This is a genomic window from Microbacterium aurantiacum, assembly GCF_031625015.1.
GTDB classification, from domain to species: Bacteria; Actinomycetota; Actinomycetes; order Actinomycetales; family Microbacteriaceae; genus Microbacterium; species Microbacterium aurantiacum.
Genome location: NZ_JAHWXH010000004.1, coordinates 101,646 through 121,599 on the forward strand (window position 1 = coordinate 101,646; position 19,954 = coordinate 121,599).

A 19,954-nucleotide genomic window follows, 5' to 3' on the forward strand; every position below is an offset into this window, starting at 1 on the left:
GGCCCAATGGATCAGCTGATCGATGTGGACGCGCTCACCGACTGGATGGCGACGTGGGGCGACAACCTGTGGACCTGGATCGTCCTGCCCATCGTGGTGCTCCTCGGGCTCTACTTCACACTCCGATCCGGAGTGGTGCAGTTCCGGCTCATCCCGGAGATGTTCCGGACCCTCACCGACAAGACGCCCCGCACCGAATCGGGCGAGCCGCAGTCGGTGTCCTCGTTCCAGGCGTTCACGATCTCCGCCGCTTCCCGTGTCGGCGTCGGCAACATCGCCGGCGTCGGGACCGCGATCGCCCTCGGCGGCCCGGGCGCGATCTTCTGGATGTGGCTGATGGCCTTCGTCGGTGGCGCGTCCGCCTTCATCGAGTCGTCGCTCGCGCAGCTGTACAAGACCCGCGACAAGGACGGCTTCCGCGGCGGCCCGGCGTATTACATGCAGCGCGGCCTCGGCGCCCGGTGGATGGGGATCGTCTTCGCCGTCATCCTCATCATCTGCTTCCCTCTCGCCTTCTCGTCCCTCCAGGCGAACACGATCCAGGCGACGCTCGCCGGCAGCTTCGACGAGTCCGCCTCGGCGTGGCTGCCGTGGGCCACGGGCATCGGCCTCGCAGTCCTCATGGCCCTGGTCGTCTTCGGGGGCGTCCGCCGCATCGCCTCGGTCACCCAGACTCTGGTCCCCGCGATGGCGATCCTCTACCTGATCCTGGGCCTGGTCATCGTCGTCATCCACGCGGATCGGATCCCGGCGGTCATCGCCGAGATCTTCACCTCGGCGTTCGGCTACAACGAGGTCGTCGGCGCCACGCTCGGCTACATCATCCTCACCGGTGTCCGCCGCGGCATGTTCTCGAACGAGGCGGGTCTCGGATCCGCCCCGAACGCCGGGGCCTCCGCCGCCGTCACCCATCCCGTCAAGCAGGGTCTCGTGCAGACCCTCGGGGTCTACTTCGACACCTTCCTCGTCTGCTCGATCACCGCGTTCATCATCCTGGTCTCCGTCCCCGACCTCGCCGGGGCCACGCAGGGCATCGGGCTGACGCAGGGTGCGGTGGTCGGCACGCTCGGCGAGTGGTCGAACGTGGTGCTGAGCATCATCATCTTCCTCCTCGCCTTCAGCTCCATCCTCGGCAACTACTACTACGGCGAATCGAACATCGAGTTCATCACCGGGAACCGCGCGGTGCTCACCGGCTATCGGGTCGTGGCGGTCCTCGCCGTCCTCGTCGGCGCCCTGGTGTCCACCGGGGCGATCTGGACCTTCGCCGACGGGGCGATGGGCTTCATGGCCCTCGTCAACCTCGTGGCCATCGGTCTCCTCTCGGGGATCGCCTTCCGACTGCTGAAGGACTACACGCGGCAGCGGCGCGAGGGCCGCGATCCCGTCTTCACACGCGACCTCATGCCGGACGTGAAGAACATCGAGGTGTGGGAGGACGAGCTGTCCGTCACAGGCCCCATCGACCTTCCGACCAGCCGCCGACAGTCGGCGAAGCACCGCGACCACCTGCACGGATCGGCCGGTCGCACGGACTCGTGACGCGAAGGGTCTAGCGTCTATGGGATGAGACGTGAGGCCAAGCGCGCCGCCCGGTCGGTGGAGGAATCCACCCCGGTGCGGTGGGCTGCGCGCGCGGGATTCGCCGGCAACGGCCTCGTCCACCTGCTGATGGGCGTGATCATCGTGGTCGTCGTCTTCGGCGGGGAGGGCGAATCCGATCAGGCCGGGGCCTTCAAGGCCCTCGCCGCCGCCCCTTTCGGACTCTTCGCGCTGTGGGCGCTCGTCATCGCCGTCACCGCCCTCGGGGTCTATTACGTCGTGGAGGGTCTGCTGGTCCGCGACCGCAGCACGGTGGCGAAATGGCGGCGGCGTGCGGTCGAGTGGGGGAAGGCGGTCATCTACCTCGCCCTCGGATTCATCGCCGGTGCGATCGCGCTCGGTGCGCGCCCGCAGGGCGATCGGTCGCTGCAGCAGGCCAGTACGGCGCTTCTGCAGATGCCCGGGGGTCCGTGGCTGCTCGGGGCGATCGGCCTCACGGTCCTCGGCAGCGGCATCGCCTTCGCGGTGATGGGCGTCCTCACCCGTTTCCGACCGTTCATGGTCATCCCCGGCGGCGTCCTCGGTGTGGCGGTGATCGGCCTCGGGGTCATCGGGTACATCGCCAAGGGGATCGCCCTCGGCATCGTCGGGGTGCTGCTGACGATGGCCGCCGTCACCGTCGACGGATCCTACGCGGGCGGGTTCGACGGCGCCGTGGAGGCCCTCATGGCCCTGCCGTTCGGCTCGTGGCTGGGAGGCGCCGTCGGCGCGGGTTTCCTCGCCTACGCGCTGTTCCTCTTCGCCCGCACGCGGTACGCCGACATCTGATCGGTGCGGGCCTCGGGCCCGATCAGCCCGCCAGCACGCGCAGGGCCTCGGCGGCCGCGACGACCTCGCGCTCCCCCGTGCGCCGATCCCACAGCTCGACCTGTCCATCGGCGGCACCGCGGCCGACGATGACGATCCGCGGGACGCCGATGAGCTCGGCGTCGGCGAACTTCACCCCGGGCGACACCTTGGGTCGGTCGTCGTAGAGGACGTCGCGTCCGGCGGCCTCGAGGTCCGCGGCGAGCGTCGTCGCCAGGTCGAAGGCCGCGGCATCCTTACCCGTGGCGATGACGTGCACGTCGAACGGCGCGACCGACTCCGGCCACACCAGTCCCTTCGCGTCGTTGTTCAGCTCGGCGAGGATCGCGAGGATGCGGGTCACACCGATGCCGTAGGAGCCCATCGTGACGGTGACGAGCTTGCCGTTCTCGTCGAGGACCTTCAGCCCGAGCGTCTCGGCGAAGAACCGGCCGAGGGCGAAGACGTGACCGATCTCCATGCCGCGGGCGAGCTCGACGGGCCCGGATCCGTCGGGTGCCGGATCGCCCGGTACGACTTCGGCGACCTCGACGACGCCGTCCGCAGCGAAGTCCCGGCCGGCCACGAGGGAGTGCACGTGCTTCTGGTCGATGTTCGCGCCGGTGATCCAGGACGTCCCGTCGACCACCCGCGGGTCGAGCAGGTAGCGGATGCCGGTCGCCGACTCCTCGCCCAGGACGGGTCCGGTCGGCGACCAGGGGCCGATGTAGCCCTTGACCAGGAGCGGATGCCGCTCGAAGTCCTCCGGGGTGGCGGGCTCGACCGCCGCAGGAGCGAAGGCGACCTCGGCGCGCTTGTCATCCACGCCCCGGTCACCCGGGAGTCCGACCACGACGAGTTCGCGCGTGCCGTCGAGGTGGGTGAGGGCCAGCACGACGTTCTTCAGCGTGTCTGCTGCGGTGTACTCGCCGTCGAGGTGGGCGTTGACGTGCGCGACGAGCGTGTCGATCGTGGGGGTGTCGGGCGAATCGAAGATCTGCGGTTCGGGAAGACCGTCGATCGGGAGGGCGTCGGGGACGACCGTGGTGAAGGCCTCCACGTTGGCGGCGTAGCCGCCGGCGGAACGGACGAAGGTGTCCTCCCCCACGGGTGTGGGGTGGAGGAACTCCTCGCTGCGCGCACCGCCCATGAGCCCGTTGTCGGCGGCGACGACGACGTACTCCAGGCCCAGGCGCTGGAAGATGCGCTCGTAGGCGTCGCGCTGCGCCTGGTACGAGGCATCCTGTCCCGCGTCGGTGTAGTCGAACGAGTAGGCGTCCTTCATCGTGAACTCGCGACCGCGCAGGAGTCCGGCGCGGGGCCGGGCCTCGTCGCGGTACTTGTCCTGGATCTGGAAGATCGTCAGCGGCAGATCCTTGTACGACGAGTAGAGGTCCTTCACCAGGAGCGTGAACATCTCCTCGTGGGTCGGCGCCAGCAGGTAGTCGGTGCCCTTGCGGTCCTGCAGGCGGAAGATGCCGTCGCCGTAGGAGGTCCAGCGACCGGACTGCTCATACGGGTCCCGCGGCAGCAGCGCCGGGAAATGCACCTCGAACGCCCCCGCCGCCGCCATCTCGTCGCGGATGACGGCCTCGATCTTCGCTTTGACCTTCAGGCCCAGCGGCAGCCACGTGAAGATGCCGGGCGCGGCGCGGCGGATGTAGCCGGCGCGCACGAGCAGACGATGGCTCGTGACCTCGGCATCGGCCGGGTCTTCGCGGAGGGTGCGGAGGAAGAAGTTCGACAGACGGGTGACCACGAGCGACGAGTCTACGCGCGCGGCCGGTCGCGCCGCGCGGCGCGCTACGCTGACGCCTTGCGTGCTCAGGCGGTGCTGATCTCGGCGGTCGCCGCGGTGCTCGCTGCGGTGGTCGCCGTCACCGTCGTCGTCCTGCTCCGCCCGGCCGGCGACGCCGCTCCGCTCGAGGCGGACGAGGACTTCGGCGACGTGCGGGTGTACGCGATCGACCTCGACGGCGCACCGGTGCCCGAGCCGGGCCCCGAGGCGCAGCGGGTGTGGGACCTGTTCGTCCGCGTCGCCACCACCCCCGCGTTCGCGGCGGAGGCGATGTCGGAGTACCGCGTCGGCGATGCGCCCGACAGCGACACGATGGCCTACGTCCACCGCGACGAGGACGACCCGACCCTCTGGACCCTCGCGGCGAACATCGCCTACGCCGACGACGAGGACCTGCTCACCTCGACGCTCATCCACGAGTACGGACACATCCTGAGTCTCGGACTGGCGGGCGTGGATCCGGATGCCGACGACTGCGCGACGTTCTGGATCGACGTGGGGTGCGTCGCGGCATCCTCCGCCCTCTTCGCCTTCGACGAGACGTTCTGGATCGCGTACGGAGATCTCGCGCCGGCTCCCGACGACACCGACGCCGAGCGGGGCGAGGCGCTCTTCGAGGCGTATCCCGACGACTTCGTCTCGGATTACGCGGCCACCAACGTCGTGGAGGACTTCGCCGAGACCTTCCAGGCATTCGTCCTCGAGGACGAGCCCGCCCCGGATTCGCCGGTCGCGGAGAAGATCCTCTTCTTCTGGAACCTGCCCGCCTATGTCGAGGTCCGCGAGCGGATCCGCACCGATCTCGGATGGCCCTGAGGCGCGCGTACGCTGAGACGATGACCCGCGCGCTCGTCACCGGATTCGTCCCGTTCGCCGGCGATACCGCGAATCCGTCGGGAGACGCGGTCCGGCTCTTGGCGGCGTCCTGGAGCGGCCCCGCCGCGCTCGTCACCGCGATCCTCCCGGTCTCGTTCGACGGCGCCGCCGCCGCCCTCCGCTCCCTGATCGACGAGCACCGCCCCGACGTCGTCATCGCCACGGGCCTCGCCGGCGACCGCGGCGGCATCACTCCCGAGCGGATCGCAGTGAACCTCGCGGACGCGCGCATCCCGGACAACGACGGGGCGCAGCCGATCGATGCGCCGAGCGTGCCCGGGGCCCCCGCGGCGTTCTTCGCGACCCTGCCGGTGAAGGCGATCGTCGCCGACCTCCGGGCGGCGGGGGTGCCGGCATCCGTCTCCCATTCGGCGGGAACGTTCGTCTGCAACCACGTGATGTTCCACGCGCTCCATGCGACCACCGGGGTGGCGGGCGTGCGCGCCGGGTTCGTGCACGTCCCCTGGACGACCGATCACCGGGCGGACGCCGTGGTCTCGACGGCCGACGTCGCCCGCGCCCTGGCGCTCGTGCTCGAGACGACGCTCCGCACCCCCGTCGACCCGCCCCTCGTCGGCGGCGCCCTCAGCTGACCCCGCTCCCCCCGGCTTTCCCCCGGGCCGAACTCCTCCGATCCGGGCCGGATCGCCCCAGACCGGCCGGATTCCTGCCCGGACCCGCGCAATCTGAGGAGTTCGGCCCGCCCCGCCGCGCCCCCGAGGCTCCGCCGCCCCGGCCTCCACCGCGCCGCCGCACGGCGGGGTTGACGCCGCTCCCCCGGGCCGAACTCCTCCGATCCGGGCCGGATCGCCCCAGACCGGCCGGATTCCCGCCCGCGACCACCGAATCTGAGGAGTTCGGCCCGCGAGGCCGCGAAGACGTGAGCCGTGGGTTTGACACCGCACCCTTCGCAGTATGCAATATATTGCGTGCCGCTCCCCGCGATCCCGCTCCCCCCGCGCGCGCTCCTGCGCGACGACGTCTACGCCCGTGTGCGCGACGCGATCGTCGACGGGACCCTCGCGCCCGAGGAGCAGCTGCGGGACGCCGACATCGCGGCGTGGCTCGGGGTCAGCCGAACCCCGGTGCGCGAGGCGCTGCTCGCGCTCTCCCGCGCGGGTCTCGTGCAGGCGACGCCGGGACGCTCGACCGTGGTCGCCCCGTTGGACGTCGACGCCGTCCGCGATGCGCAGGGCGTCGTCGCCGCGCTCCACCGCTGGGCGGTCGAGACGGCGATACCGCAGATGAACGGCGAGGACCACGAGCGGATGCGGCATGCCAACGCCGCCTTCGCCGACGCACAGCAGCGCGGCGACGTCGACGCTGCGCTCGCAGCCGATGCCGCCTTCCACGCCGTCGCCGTCGAGCGGTGCGGAAACGCCGCCCTCGCGGCAGTCCTGGCGACCTACGAGCCGGTCCTCGAGCGGGCCGAGCGCCTGCGCTTCGCCTCCCACGAAGGCCGGGACTCCTCCGCACGGCACGACGAGCTCGTCGAGCTGTGCGAGCGAGGCGACGTCGAGCTCGCAGGCAGCTGCGTCGCCGAGATCTGGCAGACCCTCACACCCCTCGACACACCCGCACCCACCCGCACCGGAGGAGACACCCCGTGAACATCGATCAGCACCCGCGCTACCCCCTCACCTTCGGACCGAGTCCCCTCCAGCACCTGAAGCGCCTCACGCAGCATCTCGGCGGCGCGGAGATCTGGGCCAAGCGCGAGGACGTCTCCAGCGGGCTCGCCTACGGCGGGAACAAGATCCGCAAGCTCGAGTACATCGTTCCGGACATCCTCGCTTCCGGCGCCGACACGCTGGTCTCGATCGGCGGCTACCAGTCCAACCACACCCGTCAGGTCGCCGCGGTCGCCGCGCACCTGGGGCTGAAGGCCCGTCTCGTGCAGGAGAAGTGGGTCCCGTGGGATGACCCCACCAACGATCGCGTGGGCAACATCCTGCTCTCGCGCATGATGGGCGCGGACTCGCGGCTGGACGACGCGGGCTTCGACATCGGCATCCGCGATTCGTGGAAAGAGGCTCTCGCCGAGGTGGAGGATGCCGGCGGGACGCCGTACGCCATCCCCGCCGGCGCCTCCGAGCACCGGCTCGGCGGCCTGGGATTCGCGAACTGGGCGTTCGAGGTCGCCGCGCAGGAGAAGGAACTCGGGCTGACCTTCGACACGATCGTGGTGTGCACCGTGACCGGGTCGACCCACGCGGGGATGATCGCGGGGTTCGCCGCGCTCGAGGACCTCACCGGCGTGCGGCGCCGCATCCTCGGGATCGACGCGTCGGCGACGCTGGCGAAGACCCGCGATCAGGTGGCCCGGATCGCGCGCAACACCGCCGCCCTCATCGAGCTCGGGCGGGACCTGCGCGATGACGAGATCCAGGTGCTCGAGGGCTGGGCGGGCGAGCTCTACGGACTCCCGGTCGATTCGACGATGGAGGCGATGGCCCTCGGCGCGCAGCTCGAGGCGATGATCACCGACCCGGTCTACGAGGGCAAGTCCCTCGCGGGACTGATCGATCTCGTCTCCTCGGGCGACATCCCCAAGGACTCCACCGTCCTCTACGCGCACCTCGGCGGACAGCCGGCGATCAACGCGTACCACTCGCTCTGGCCCTGAGCCCCCGCGAGGGCAGACCGCCCGCGGCCGCCCGGGTCAGGACGTGACGACCTGGGCGGTCCCGAGAGGAGCGTCCGGACCCATCTCCGCGGCGATCCGGTTGGCCTCTTCGATCAGGGTCTGCACGATCTCGGCCTCGGGCACGGTCTTGATGACCTCGCCCTTGACGAAGATCTGGCCCTTGCCGTTGCCGCTGGCGACCCCGAGGTCGGCCTCGCGGGCCTCCCCCGGACCGTTGACGACGCACCCCATGACGGCGACGCGCAGAGGCACGGTCATGTCCTTCAGTCCCTCGGTGACGTTGTCGGCGAGCGTGTAGACATCGACCTGAGCGCGCCCGCAGGAGGGGCACGACACGATCTCGAGCTTGCGTTCGCGGAGGTTCAGCGACTGCAGGATCTGGTGGCCGACCTTGACCTCTTCGGCCGGCGGCGCCGACAGCGAGACGCGGATGGTGTCGCCGATGCCCTCGGAGAGCAGGATGCCGAAGGCCGTGGCGCTCTTGATCGTTCCCTGGAACGCGGGTCCGGCCTCGGTGACGCCGAGGTGGAGCGGCCAGTCGCCGCGTTCGGCGAGCTGCCGGTAGGCCTTGACCATGACGATCGGGTCGTTGTGCTTGACCGAGATCTTGAAGTCGTGGAAGTCGTGCTCCTCGAACAGCGACGCCTCCCACACGGCACTCTCCACGAGCGCCTCAGGCGTGGCCTTGCCGTACTTCTCGAGGAGGCGGCGGTCGAGCGACCCGGCGTTCACGCCGATGCGCAGCGAGACGTTCGCGGCCTTCGCCGCTGCGGCGATGGCGCCGACCTGATCGTCGAACTTCCGGATGTTGCCGGGATTGACCCGCACGGCACCGCATCCGGCGTCGATCGCCTGGAAGACGTACTTCGGCTGGAAGTGGATGTCGGCGATGACCGGGATCTGGCTCTTCTTCGCGATGATGTGCAGCACATCGGCGTCGTCCTGCGACGGCACGGCGACGCGCACGATCTCGCAGCCGGATGCCGTCAACTCGGCGATCTGCTGCAGGGTCGCGTTGATGTCGGTGGTGGGCGTCGTGGTCATCGACTGGACGCTGACGGGGGCGTCGCCTCCGACGAGCACCTTCCCGACCTTGATCTGTCGGGTCTTGCGACGCGGGGCGAGGGTTTCAGGAGCCTTCGGCATCCCCAGATTCACAGCGGGCACGACCACAGCCTACGCGGCGCACCGCCCGAAGGCGCGGCGGATCACCAACGCCCAGGCCCCTCCCACCCTCCGCACCCCGGATCCCGCGCACGCGCTGTGGTAGTTTCGGCGCATGTTCGCGCGCTCCGCCTGGTGGCCCACCGTATAGGCGGTGGCTGCGCGTGAGGACAGACCGCCCCCGGGGCGGTCTTTCTTCTTCGTAGGGCGACCGCCCCCACGACGAAAGATCGACATGAACGCCCCCGCCGCATCGCTCCTGCTCGAACTCGCCGCATCCGGCGCGCCCTTCGCGCTGATCTCGCGCGACGCCGAGACCATCGAGGTCCTCACCGGCGACGTCCACGACGTCGACCTCCTCGCCGACATCCCGCTGCACGATTCCACCGGCGCGCCGCGCGAGGTGCTCGCGCTCGTGCCGTTCCGTCAGGTGCGCGAGCGCGGGTTCGCGTGCCACGACGACGGCGCGCCGCTTCGCTGCCTGGTGGTCGCCGACCACATCGCGCTTCCGCGCGCGGAGGTGCTCTCGGGACTCCCCGCGACACCGATCGCCCTGCGCGACGCCGGCTTCGACATCGACGACGAATCCTACGCCGACATCGTCCGGCGCGTCATCGCCGACGAGATCGGTCGCGGCGAGGGCGCGAACTTCGTCATCCGTCGGGACTTCACCGCCGAGGTCGACGCCGACCCCGCCGTCGCCGCCCTGACCTGGTTCCGTGCGCTCCTCGAGCACGAGCGCGGCGCCTACTGGACGTTCGCGATCGTCACGGACGGTCACGTCGCCGTCGGGGCGAGCCCTGAGGCGCACGTGAGCGCCCGGGAGGGCGTGGTCACGATGAATCCGATCTCGGGCACCTTCCGCCACCCCGCCGGCGGTGCCACCGCCGAGACGCTGACGGAGTTCCTGGCCTCCACCAAGGAGACCGAGGAGCTGTTCATGGTGGTCGACGAAGAGCTGAAGATGATGAGCGCGGTGTGCTCGGACGGCGGACGCATCACCGGGCCGCACCTGAAGGAGATGTCCCGGCTCACCCACACCGAGTACGTCCTCCGCGGCCGCAGCCGTCTGGACCCGCGGGACATCCTCCGCGAGACGATGTTCGCGCCCACGGTCACCGGCTCCCCGATGCAGAACGCCTGCACCGTCATCACGCGACACGAACGCGCCCCTCGCGGCTATTACTCCGGCGTCGCCGCCCTCTTCACCCCCCGCGCGGATGCCGGCGGCCCGGAGAACGCGGATGCAGGTACCGCCTCTGCCGCGGATGCCGTGCCGACGCACGATCTCGACGCGCCGATCCTCATCCGCACGGCATATCTCGCGGACGGACGCCTGCGCGTGCCGGTCGGGGCGACGCTGGTGCGTCACTCGGACCCGTACGGCGAGGTCGGTGAGACACACGGCAAGGCGGCGGGAGTCCTCGGCGCCATCGGAGCGATCCCCCGCGATCGCGTCGCCGAGGAGGCGGCCCTCGCCGCCCGCGCGGACGCCGTCGACGAGGACGAGCCCGCCGCCGAGCCCCGGCGCCTGGCGGACGATCCCGCGATCGCCGCGCTCCTGGCGTCGCGCAACTCCCGCCTCGCGGCATTCTGGCTGAACCCTCAGGCGTCCGCTCCCGACGGCCCGCTCCGCGGTCGCGAGGCGGTCGTCGTGGACGCCGAGGACCGGTTCACCACGATGCTCGCCCATCAGCTGCGCCACCTCGGCCTCGACGTCCGCATCGTGCCGTGGCACCGGGTCACCGCCGACGACGTCCGCGACGCGGAGCTGGTCGTCTGCGGCCCCGGCCCCGGCGACCCGCGCGACCCCGCGTCGGAGCGCATGCGTCGCATGCGCGGGATCGTGACCGAGCGTCGCGCCTCGGGGCGCCCCCTCCTCGCGGTGTGCCTCAGCCACCAGATCCTGAGTGACGACGTCGGCCTCGATCTCGCGCCTCTGACGACCCCGCACCAGGGCCTGCAGAAGACCGTGGACGTGTTCGGGATGCCGGCATCCATCGGCTTCTACAACACCTTCACCGCGCGCGTGGCGCCGGGCACCCGGGAGGTGGGCGACGCGGAGGTGGCCGCCGATGCGAGCGGAGACGTCTACGCGCTCCGCGGACCGGGGTTCGCCTCGGTGCAGGGCCACCTCGAGTCGATCCTCTCGCGCGACGGCATGGTGACCCTCGAGCGCCTCGTGACCCACGCCCTCACGACGGCGCCCTGACCCGGGACGCCCGCGCTCAGAAGAGCGAGAGCGGGTTGACGATGTCGGTCAGGATCAACACGCCACCCATCACCACCAGGGCGATGAAGACGACGAAGGTGACCGGGACCAGTTTGGTGGCGTCCACCGGCTTCGGCGGCGGACGGTTCGTGATCCTCGCCCACGCGCGCTTGATGCCGTCCCACAGGGCCACCACGACGTGTCCCCCGTCGAGCGGCAGGAGGGGCAGCAGATTGAAGACGAACAGGGCGATGTTCAGCGACGCCAGAAGCGACAGCAGGCCCGCCACGCGGTTCAGCACGGGTGCCTCGGCGGAGGCGACCTCGCCCGCGAGCACTCCTGCGCCGACGACGCTCAACGGCCCGTTGGGGTCGCGCTCCTCGCCGGTGATGAGGGTCGCACCGGTCTCCCACACCTTCACCGGCAGCTGCCAGATGATGCCGGCGACGGCGCCGACGTTCTCGACGGCCGTCTGCGGGCCCGTCCAGATCGGCTGGCGGACGTAGGCGGATTCCTGACGGATGCCGGCGATCCCCACCGTCTCGGTGACGACGTCGCCGTCCGCGTCGGTCACCGCGCGGCCCAGGTCGTCGACGACCGGCTGCTCCACAGCCGCCGGAGTGAGTCGGACACTCCGCGGCTCCCCGTCGCGCTCGACGACGAGCGTCAGCGGCTCACCCGGGGACGAGCGGATGAGGGATGTCATCTCCGCGAACGTCTCCACCGGCTGCCCGGCGACCTCGACGACGACGTCCCCGGGCTCGATGCCGGCAGCGGCCGCGGGGGCCGCGGGATCGGAAGCCGCGCATGTGGTGCGCTCCTCCCCGGCGGGGATGACGCATTCGCTGATGCTCGCAACCGTCGTCGTCGCGGACTGCACGCCGATGCCGGAGAAGAGGAGCGTGAACAGGAACACCGCGAAGAGGAGGTTCATCACGGGTCCGCCGAGCATGATCACGACGCGTTTCCAGACGGGAAGGCGGTAGAACACCCGAGGGTCGCCGTCGCCGTCGAGGGTCTCGTCGTTGGCGGCGCGGGCATCCTGGACCATGGTGGCGAAGAATCCGCCGCCGGCGCGTCCCGTGCGCTCCCCCGCGGCGCGGGCGGCCTGCTCCTTCGGTGACGGCGGGTACATGCCCGCCATCGAGATGTAGCCGCCCAGCGGAATGGCCTTGACGCCGTACTCGGTCTCGCCGCGACGGCGGGAGAAGAGCGTCGGCCCGAAGCCGATCATGTACTGGCCGACGCGGACGCCGAACGCCTTCGCCGGCCACAGGTGGCCGAGCTCATGCAGGGCGATCGAGACGGCGAGCCCCACGACCAGCAGCACGACTCCCACGACGAACGCGATCACTTCCACGCGCTCACGCTACCCCCGCCCGCCTTTGAATCGGCCGTGACCATCGGAGCGCGACCGGTCGCGTCGCACCGATCCCGTCCCACCCGGAGCGGGTGAGAAGATGGGAGCGCCATGCCCAGCGACGCTTCCTCGAACCTGCCTCCCGTGCTCCGACCGAGCACTGCACCCGCCGTGAGCCTGCGTGCTCTCGCAGACGCCTTCGCCGCCGACGTCGACGGGGAGGCGGACGGCGTGACGATCCACGGACTGACCCTCGCCACCGGCGACCTGCGGCCCGGCGACCTGTTCGTCGCGACCCGAGGGGTCAATCGCCACGGCGCGGAGTTCGTCGAGGATGCGGCCGCACGCGGCGCCGTCGCGGTGATGACGGATGCCGCGGGCGCGGCGCTCGCGTCGGCATCCGCGTTGCCGGTCCTCGTGGTCGACGACCCGCGGGCCGTGCTCGGTGCCCTCTCGGCCTGGGTGTACGGCACCGGTCGGGACGACGACCTGCCGATCCTGTTCGGCACGACCGGGACGAACGGGAAAACCAGCGTGTCGCATCTGCTGGAGGGCATCCTCGAGCAGCTCGGCGCCGTCACCGGTCTGTCGTCCACCGCGGAGCGTCACATCGCGGGCGAGATCATCGTGTCGCGCCTGACCACCCCCGAGGCATACGAGATGCACGCGCTCCTGGCGCTCATGCGCGAGCGCGGCGTCGAGGCCGTCGCCGTAGAGGTCAGCGCGCAGGCCCTCAGCCGCCGGCGCGTCGACGGCATCGTGTTCGACGTTGCCGGGTTCACCAACCTCACCCACGACCACCTCGACGACTACGCCGACATGCGCGAGTACTTCGAGGCGAAGATGCCGCTGTTCCGCGCCGATCGCGCGCGTCGCGCCGTGATCTGCGTCGACGCCGCCACCGGAGCCGAGGTCCGGGAGCGCTGCGAGGTGCCCGCGGTCACCGTGGGAACCCCGGCGATCGCCGACGACCCGGATGCCGCGGCCGCGGCGGACTGGACCGTCGAGATCCTCGAGGAGCGCAAGGACGGCACCCGCTTCCGTCTCGCGGCGAAGGACGGTCGTGCGCTCACGACGGTGGTCCCCGTGATCGGACGCCACATGGCCGCCAACGCGGGGCTCGCGATCGTGATGATCCTCGAGGGCGGCTACCCGTGGGAGCGCCTCGTCGCGGCACTCGACGGCGGCCGGATCCGGGCGTTTCTGCCGGGGCGCACCCAGCTGGTCTCGGGCGAGCGGGGCCCGGCGGTCTTCGTGGATTTCGGACACTCCCCGGATGCCTTCGAGAAGACGCTCGCGGCCGTGCGCCGGGTGACCCCCGGCCGCGTCGTCATGCTCTTCGGCGCGGACGGCGACCGCGACAAGACCAAGCGTCACGACATGGGGCGCACCGCCGTGCTCGGCAGCGACATCCTGGTGGTCACCGATCACCACCCCCGGCACGAGGATCCCGACGGCATCCGCGCGACGCTCATCGAGGGGGCGCGGCGCGCGCGACCCGATGCCGAGATCCACGAATCCTCGCCGCCGGAGCGCGCGATCCGGGAGGCGGTCGCCCTCGTCGGTGACGGCGACGCGATCCTGTGGGCCGGTCCCGGGCACCAGGACTACCGCGACATCCGGGGCGTGCGGACGCCGTACTCCGCCAGGGAACTCGCCCGCCGCGCGCTGCGGGATGCCGGGTGGCCGGTGCCGGAACCGGCGTGGCCGGTGCCGTACCCGGAAGACTCCACGCCCGCCTCGGATCCGCTCCGACCGGCCTGAGTCGACCGATACCCGCCGAGGTCAGGCCTTCGCGATCATCCGGTCGGCGGTCTCCCGCGCCCAACGCTCCGCCTCGGCGAGGCTGTCCCGCGTCAGCTCGGCGGGCGCCGAATGCGCGTCGAGCACGCGCTCGATCGTCTCCACGATGCCGGGGAAGCCGATCCGGCCCTCGTGGAACGCGTCGACAGCCTGCTCATTCGCGGCGTTGAACACCGCGGGATGGGTGCCGCCGGCCCGACCGACGTGCTTCGCGAGACGCACCGCGGGGAAGGCGTCCTCGTCGAGGGGCTCGAACGTCCACGCGGTGGCGGCGGTGAAATCGAGCGGCCGACCCACACCGGCCACACGGTGCGGCCAGTCAAGGCCCAGAGAGATCGGCAGCCGCATGTCCGGCGGCGACGCCTGGGCGATGGTGGACCCGTCGACGAACTCGACCATCGAGTGGACGATCGACTGGGGGTGGACGACGACGTCGATGTCGGCGTAGTCGACGTCGAAGAGCAGGTGCGCCTCGATGACCTCGAGCCCCTTGTTCACCAGCGTCGCGGAGTTCGTCGTGACCACGCGTCCCATGTCCCAGGTGGGGTGCGCGAGCGCCTCGGCGGGGGTCACCGTCGCGAGCGAGGCGCGATCGCGCCCGCGGAACGGACCACCGGATGCCGTCAGGATGAGCCGACGCACCTCTGCGGGGGTGCCGCTGCGGAGTGCCTGCGCGATCGCGGAGTGCTCGGAATCGACGGGGACGATCTGACCGGGCACGGCGACCCGGGTGACGAGTTCTCCGCCGACGATCAAGGATTCCTTGTTCGCCAGCGCCAGTGTCCGACCTGCCGACAGTGCCGCCAGGGTCGGACCGAGTCCGACCGACCCGGTGATGCCGTTGAGGACGACATCCGCCTCGACATCGGCGACGAGCTGCTCCGCCTCCGCGGCGCCGACGGCGACGTGCTCGACCTCGAACTCCGCGGCCTGGGCGCGCATCTCCTCCGCGCGCGAGAAGGCGGACAGACCGACGACCTCGAAACGCTCGGGGTTGGCCCGGATCACGTCCAGAGCCTGGGTGCCGATGGAACCGGTGGAGCCGAGGACGATGACGCGTCGCATCGGGCCAGCCTAGCGCCGCGCCGACACCCCGCTCGAGGCCGACACCGTGCTCCAGCGCGCCTTACTGCTGTGCGCGGGCGGCGTCGATGATGTCGACGACGAAGACCAGGGTCTCCCCGGCCAGCTCATGGGTGCTGGATCCGGTGTCGCCGTAGCCGCACGCGGGCGGCATGGCGACCACGACGGTCGACCCCACGGTCTGGCCCTCCAGCGCGCGCTGGAAGCCGCTCACGACGCCCAGGGTGGAGAAGGTCGCGGGCTCGCCGCGCTCCCAGCTCGAGTCGAAGACGGTTCCGTCGCTCCACTTCACGCCGGTGTAGTCCACCGTGACGTTGTCGCCGGGCTCGACCACGGCGCCGTCGCCCTCTTCGAGAACCTCGAGCTGGACCTCGGCCGGCGGCTCGGCATCCGCGATGGTGATCGTCGGGACACCCTCGCCGTCGAACTCCACGGTCGGGAAGTCGGGACCGGGCTCGGCCACCGCACACCATTCGTCCGCCGGGGTCACGCCCAGCACGTCGATGACGTAAACCTGACCGGCGGAGGCGCCGGTCGTGTCGGGCACCGTCACCACGACGCGCGAGCCTTCGGTGGCGCATCCGAAGTAGAAGTCCGCGCCGGAACCGAGGGTGATCGGCATGGCGGGGAGGGCCGCACCGCCGAAGCCGCCTTCCTGCAGGCTCTCGCCGGTCGCGGCGTCGAAGACGGCGAGCGCGTACGAGACGTAGTCGCCGTCGGAGATCGCGGCGCCGTCGCCCTCCACAAGCACCTCGCGCTCCGCGCTGGTGAACTCCAGCGGCGCCTCGAACGTCGCCGTCGCGCTCTCGCCGACCTCGCCGTCCACCGTGATCGAGCTGACGACGTCGCCCGTCGGTGCCGCGACGGCGCACAGGTCACCGGCTGCGGCCTCGGTGGCCGTCGGAGTCGCCTCGGGTGCGCCGCCGGCGCATCCGGTGAGGACGAGGGCCGTCAGGGCGGCGAAGGACAGAGCGGCAAGCGGGCGGAAGCGCACGGAGAAGACCTCGGAAGTTGAGAACGGGAGTGTTCATCTTCGCGCACTTTTTCTTTGTCTGTGCTGGGAGTACGGGCATTCCCCCGTGAGAATGCGATCCGGAGTACCCTCGTCGGGTGACATCGGACCCGGCAGCCACCCCCGAGGACGACTCTCAGACCTCCGAGTCCACCGCGGACGCGGCGCCCGCCTCGGCGCGGAAAATGGGGGCGACGTACGCGATCGGCCGGTTCGCGATCTCCACCCTCGGCCGCCTGCTCTACCGTCCGCGTGTGGAGGGCCGAGACCTCGTCCCCCGCCACGGTCCCGTGATCTTCGCGAGCAACCACCTGTCGTTCCTCGACTCGATCGCCATCCCCGTCGCCGCCCCGCGCCCGGTGCACTTCCTCGCCAAGTCGAGCTACTTCGAAAGCGCCGGATCCCGCTGGTTCTTCACCTCGATCGGGGCGATCCCCGTCCAGCGCGGGGCGGGCCAGGCCGCTCTCGACGCGCTCGACCAGCAGCGCCGCATCCTTCAGGAGGGACGCGCCGTGGCGCTGTACCCCGAGGGCACGCGGTCCCTGGACGGCCGACTGTACAAGGGGCGCACCGGCGTCGCCTTCCTCGCACTCCAGACGGGTGCACCCGTCGTCCCGGTGGGTCTCATCGGAACGGATGCCGTCATGCCGGTGGGCGCGAAGATGCCCTCCCTGCGCCACCGCGTGACGGTGAAGTTCGGCGCGCCGCTGGACCTGTCCCACCACGGTCCCGCGACGTCGGGCCGTGCGCGACGGGGTGCGACCGACGAGATCATGGCCGCGATCCACGCGCTCTCCGGACAGGAGCTCGCCGGCGCCTACAACGAGGTGCCCGCGCAGAACCCGATCGAGCGCATCAAGCAGGTGCTGCCGCACGAGCGGCTCTGAGCGGCGTCAGCGCGGTCGGACGAGGACGGTCGGTTCGTGCCGCACCGGGAAGTTCACCGAGTTGGCGATGAAGCACCAGGCGTGCGCCTGGTCGTGGAGGGACTGCGCAGCCTCGCGCATGGACTCCTCCGCCACCGTCACGCGTGGACGGAGGACGACCTCGCGGAACGCGCCTCCCCCGCGTCCGTCCTCGACCATGAGCCCGGTCGCGTCGTCCTCGTACCCGAGGACGACGACGCCGCCGCCGACGCACGCGTGGAGGTACGACAGCAGGTGGCATTCGCTGAGCGCCGCCAGCAGCAGATCTTCGGGGTTCCAGCGGGTGGGATCGCCTCGGAACGGCTTGTCGGCGGATGCCGCCAGCTCCGGCTTTCCGGGCACCGCCAGCGTCACCGAGCGGTCGTAGTCGCGGTATCCGGACGTCCCCGAGCCGCGATCTCCGGTCCAGGTCGCCCGGACGGAGTATCGATGCTCGCCGAACATGAGCACAGTCTGTCATGGGGGTGCCGAACGTCCCGGCGGTAGGCTGGTGCGGTGCCGCAGACCTTCTCCGCAGCCGACGCCGTCGAGCTCGCCCTCGTGGAACGCAGCGGCTTCGTCGAGTCCCGCCACGTGGGTGTCGCCGTGGTGCTCGCCCCCGACGGCACGGTCCGCGACCGTCTCGGCGACGTCGATGCGCCGATCCTCCCCCGGTCGAGCCTCAAGCCCCTCCAGGCTCTGGCCTTCCTCGCGGCGGGTGCACCGCTGGACGGCGAGCGCCTGGGGCTCGCGACGGCCAGCCACTCCGGCACCGACCGACACGTGGCGGTCGTCCGCGACATCCTCGACGCCGCGGGCCTCGGCGAAGACGCCCTCCAATGCCCGCCGGCCTGGCCCGGCGACACGGCCACGCGCGATGAGCTCGTGCGCGAGCGGCTCGCGCCCGCCCGCATCCGGATGAACTGCTCCGGGAAGCACGCCGCGATGCTGCTCACGTGCGCCGTCAATGGGTGGGACACCGCCACCTACCTCGACCCGGCCCATCCGCTGCAGGCTCAGATCCGCGAGACGGCGGAACGGCTCCTCGGTGAGAAGGTCGGCGCCGCAGCCGTCGACGGCTGCGGCGCGCCGGTGTACCCCGTGTCGCTGACGGCGCTCGCGCGCGCGATCCACCGCATCGGCACGGCGTCGCCGTCGTCGCCGTTCGCCCTGCACCGCAGCGCCGGGGCGCTGGTTGCGGCGGTCCGCAGTCATCCCTGGACGATCGACGGCCCCGACCGGCCCGACACCGTCGCGATCGAGCGCCTCGGCGTGTTCGCCAAGACCGGCGCCGAAGGGGTTCTCGTGATGGTCGCCCCCGACGGGACGACGGTGGCGTTGAAGATCCTCGACGGGAACGGTCGCGCGGCGACCGCCGTCGCACTGCGTCTCCTCGAACGCGCCGGGGCCCTCGCGCCGGCGGACGTCGCCGAGACGATGACCAGACTCTCGCTGTCGCTCAGCGGCGGCGATCGCACCGTCGGGGCCATCCGCCCCGCGTTCTAGAGGCGCTCCGATCCGGAGCCCGAGCGCTCCAACGGCGGAGCGGAAAGGATCGCACGATGAGGATCAGCGTCCCCACCGAGGTCAAGAACAACGAGTATCGGGTGGCTCTCACCCCGTCGGGCGTGCACGATCTCGTCGCCGCCGGTCACGAGGTCATCGTGCAGACCGGCGCCGGCGCCGGCTCCTCGATGCCGGATGCCGAGTACCACGAGGCCGGCGCCACGCTCCTCGACGATGCCGCCGAGGTCTGGGCCCGCGCGGAGCTGCTGCTGAAGGTGAAGGAGCCGATCGCGAGCGAGTACGGCTACTTCCGTGACGACCTCGTGCTCTTCACCTATCTGCACCTCGCCGCGGACCGTCCTCTCACCGAACGTCTGGTCGCGGACGGTGTGACGGCCATCGCCTACGAGACGGTCCAGGTCGCCGGCGGAGGCCTGCCCCTTCTCGCGCCGATGAGCGAGGTCGCCGGGAGGCTCGCGCCCATGGTGGGCGCGTCGACCCTGATGCGCTCCGCCGGGGGCCGCGGCCTGCTCATGTCGGGTGTGCCCGGAACGCGCCCTGCCACGGTGACGGTCATCGGCGGCGGTGTCGCGGGAGCGAACGCCGCGGTGATCGCGGCCGGCATGGGCGCCGATGTGACCGTCTTCGACACCAACATCCCGCGCCTGCGGCACCTCGACGACCACTTCCAGGGGCGTGTGAAGACGGCGTCGTCGAATCCGCTCGACCTCGACCGCGCCGTCGTCGCGTCCGACCTCGTGATCGGCTCCGTCCTCATCCCGGGCGCGAAGGCGCCGAAGCTCGTCACCAACGAGATGGTGTCGCGGATGCGTCCCGGCTCGGTGCTCGTGGACATCGCCGTCGATCAGGGCGGCTGTTTCGAGGACACGCGCCCGACGACCCACGCCGACCCGACGTTCGCGGTCCACGACACCGTGTTCTACTGCGTCGCGAACATGCCCGGCGCGGTGCCGAACACCTCCACCTCCGCCCTCACCAACGCCACGCTCCCCTACATCCGCCAGATCGCCCGTCGTGGCTGGCGCGAGGCGCTGCGCGGGGACGCCGCGCTGGCATCGGGGCTGAACACCCACGGTGGGCACGTGGTCAATCCCGGGGTCGCCGCCGCGCACGACCTGCCCGCGGGCGACCTCGCCGACGCGCTCGCCTGAGTCACCCCGGCCCGCGCCCCGCGCGCAC

At 71.1% G+C, this 19,954-nt stretch carries 17 protein-coding genes; 11 read left to right on the top strand and 6 right to left on the bottom strand.

The annotated features are described in order from the left end of the window. Positions 1-6: 6 nt before the first annotated feature. Together KZC50_RS14560 and KZC50_RS14565 are read left to right on the top strand one after the other, a co-directional pair. Positions 7-1,542, top strand: coding sequence for an alanine/glycine:cation symporter family protein (locus KZC50_RS14560; protein ID WP_310892131.1), 1,536 nt, complete (start codon positions 7-9; stop codon positions 1,540-1,542). A 24-nt stretch (positions 1,543-1,566) separates the two neighbouring features. Continuing rightward, positions 1,567-2,370 carry a DUF1206 domain-containing protein gene (locus KZC50_RS14565; protein WP_310892132.1) on the top strand — a complete coding sequence of 268 codons (804 nt, stop codon included), beginning with the start codon at positions 1,567-1,569 and terminating at the stop codon, positions 2,368-2,370. Positions 2,371-2,392: 22 nt separating this feature from the next. On the opposite strand, the gene KZC50_RS14570 is transcribed toward KZC50_RS14565, so the two are convergent. Continuing rightward, positions 2,393-4,147 carry a proline--tRNA ligase gene (locus KZC50_RS14570; RefSeq protein ID WP_310892133.1) on the bottom strand — a complete coding sequence of 585 codons (1,755 nt, stop codon included), beginning with the start codon at positions 4,145-4,147 and terminating at the stop codon, positions 2,393-2,395. Positions 4,148-4,204: 57 nt separating this feature from the next. On the opposite strand from KZC50_RS14570, the gene KZC50_RS14575 reads away from it, so the two are divergent. The 4 genes from KZC50_RS14575 to KZC50_RS14590 all read left to right on the top strand — a co-directional run bounded on the left by KZC50_RS14575 (position 4,205) and on the right by KZC50_RS14590 (position 7,688). Beyond that, positions 4,205-5,002 carry an NADH:ubiquinone oxidoreductase subunit 4 (chain M) gene (locus tag KZC50_RS14575; protein ID WP_310892134.1) on the top strand — a complete coding sequence of 266 codons (798 nt, stop codon included), beginning with the start codon at positions 4,205-4,207 and terminating at the stop codon, positions 5,000-5,002. Positions 5,003-5,022: 20 nt separating this feature from the next. Beyond that, positions 5,023-5,655, top strand: a complete 633-nt coding sequence (pcp, locus tag KZC50_RS14580; RefSeq protein WP_053547774.1) for a pyroglutamyl-peptidase I — start codon at positions 5,023-5,025, stop codon at positions 5,653-5,655. Positions 5,656-5,991: 336 nt separating this feature from the next. After that, a complete protein-coding gene (locus tag KZC50_RS14585; protein WP_310892135.1) occupies positions 5,992-6,672 on the top strand; it encodes a GntR family transcriptional regulator in 681 nt (226 codons plus the stop codon). Further along, positions 6,669-7,688, top strand: a complete 1,020-nt coding sequence (locus KZC50_RS14590; RefSeq protein ID WP_310892136.1) for a 1-aminocyclopropane-1-carboxylate deaminase — start codon at positions 6,669-6,671, stop codon at positions 7,686-7,688. Before KZC50_RS14585 ends, KZC50_RS14590 begins: the two co-directional genes overlap by 4 nt. A 36-nt stretch (positions 7,689-7,724) precedes the next feature. On the opposite strand, the gene ispG is transcribed toward KZC50_RS14590, so the two are convergent. Next, positions 7,725-8,876 carry a flavodoxin-dependent (E)-4-hydroxy-3-methylbut-2-enyl-diphosphate synthase gene (gene ispG / locus KZC50_RS14595; RefSeq protein WP_197272961.1) on the bottom strand — a complete coding sequence of 384 codons (1,152 nt, stop codon included), beginning with the start codon at positions 8,874-8,876 and terminating at the stop codon, positions 7,725-7,727. Positions 8,877-9,108: 232 nt separating this feature from the next. On the opposite strand from ispG, the gene KZC50_RS14600 reads away from it, so the two are divergent. Further along, positions 9,109-11,085 carry an anthranilate synthase family protein gene (locus tag KZC50_RS14600; protein WP_310892137.1) on the top strand — a complete coding sequence of 659 codons (1,977 nt, stop codon included), beginning with the start codon at positions 9,109-9,111 and terminating at the stop codon, positions 11,083-11,085. 16 nt (positions 11,086-11,101) lie between these two features. On the opposite strand, the gene KZC50_RS14605 is transcribed toward KZC50_RS14600, so the two are convergent. Then, positions 11,102-12,445: a M50 family metallopeptidase gene (locus KZC50_RS14605; protein ID WP_301132640.1), complete on the bottom strand. Its 1,344-nt coding sequence runs from the start codon at positions 12,443-12,445 to the stop codon at positions 11,102-11,104. 111 nt (positions 12,446-12,556) lie between these two features. Between KZC50_RS14605 and KZC50_RS14610 the strand changes: the two genes are divergently transcribed. Further along, positions 12,557-14,209 (top strand): Mur ligase family protein, encoded by a 1,653-nt coding sequence (locus tag KZC50_RS14610; RefSeq protein ID WP_236968347.1) that lies wholly within the window; start codon positions 12,557-12,559, stop codon positions 14,207-14,209. 21 nt (positions 14,210-14,230) lie between these two features. Here KZC50_RS14610 and dxr read toward each other — a convergent pair whose 3' ends face one another. Continuing rightward, entirely contained in the window at positions 14,231-15,313 is a 1,083-nt protein-coding gene (gene dxr / locus KZC50_RS14615; RefSeq protein ID WP_310892138.1) for a 1-deoxy-D-xylulose-5-phosphate reductoisomerase, read from the bottom strand. A gap of 61 nt (positions 15,314-15,374) precedes the next feature. Next, positions 15,375-16,325 (bottom strand): FKBP-type peptidyl-prolyl cis-trans isomerase, encoded by a 951-nt coding sequence (locus KZC50_RS14620; protein WP_053547610.1) that lies wholly within the window; start codon positions 16,323-16,325, stop codon positions 15,375-15,377. Positions 16,326-16,528: 203 nt separating this feature from the next. On the opposite strand from KZC50_RS14620, the gene KZC50_RS14625 reads away from it, so the two are divergent. Then, positions 16,529-17,230 (top strand): lysophospholipid acyltransferase family protein, encoded by a 702-nt coding sequence (locus KZC50_RS14625; protein WP_053547776.1) that lies wholly within the window; start codon positions 16,529-16,531, stop codon positions 17,228-17,230. A 6-nt stretch (positions 17,231-17,236) separates the two neighbouring features. Here KZC50_RS14625 and KZC50_RS14630 read toward each other — a convergent pair whose 3' ends face one another. Next, entirely contained in the window at positions 17,237-17,713 is a 477-nt protein-coding gene (locus KZC50_RS14630) for an OsmC family protein (protein WP_310892139.1), read from the bottom strand. A 51-nt stretch (positions 17,714-17,764) separates the two neighbouring features. Here KZC50_RS14630 and KZC50_RS14635 point away from each other — a divergent pair, with 51 nt between their 5' ends. Both KZC50_RS14635 and ald read left to right on the top strand, forming a co-directional pair. After that, on the top strand, positions 17,765-18,754 hold the full coding sequence (locus tag KZC50_RS14635) for an asparaginase (protein WP_310892140.1): 990 nt from the start codon (positions 17,765-17,767) through the stop codon (positions 18,752-18,754). Between the two features lie 56 nt (positions 18,755-18,810). Continuing rightward, positions 18,811-19,926 (top strand): alanine dehydrogenase, encoded by a 1,116-nt coding sequence (gene ald, locus KZC50_RS14640; RefSeq protein ID WP_310892141.1) that lies wholly within the window; start codon positions 18,811-18,813, stop codon positions 19,924-19,926. The last annotated feature ends 28 nt before the right edge of the window (positions 19,927-19,954 follow it).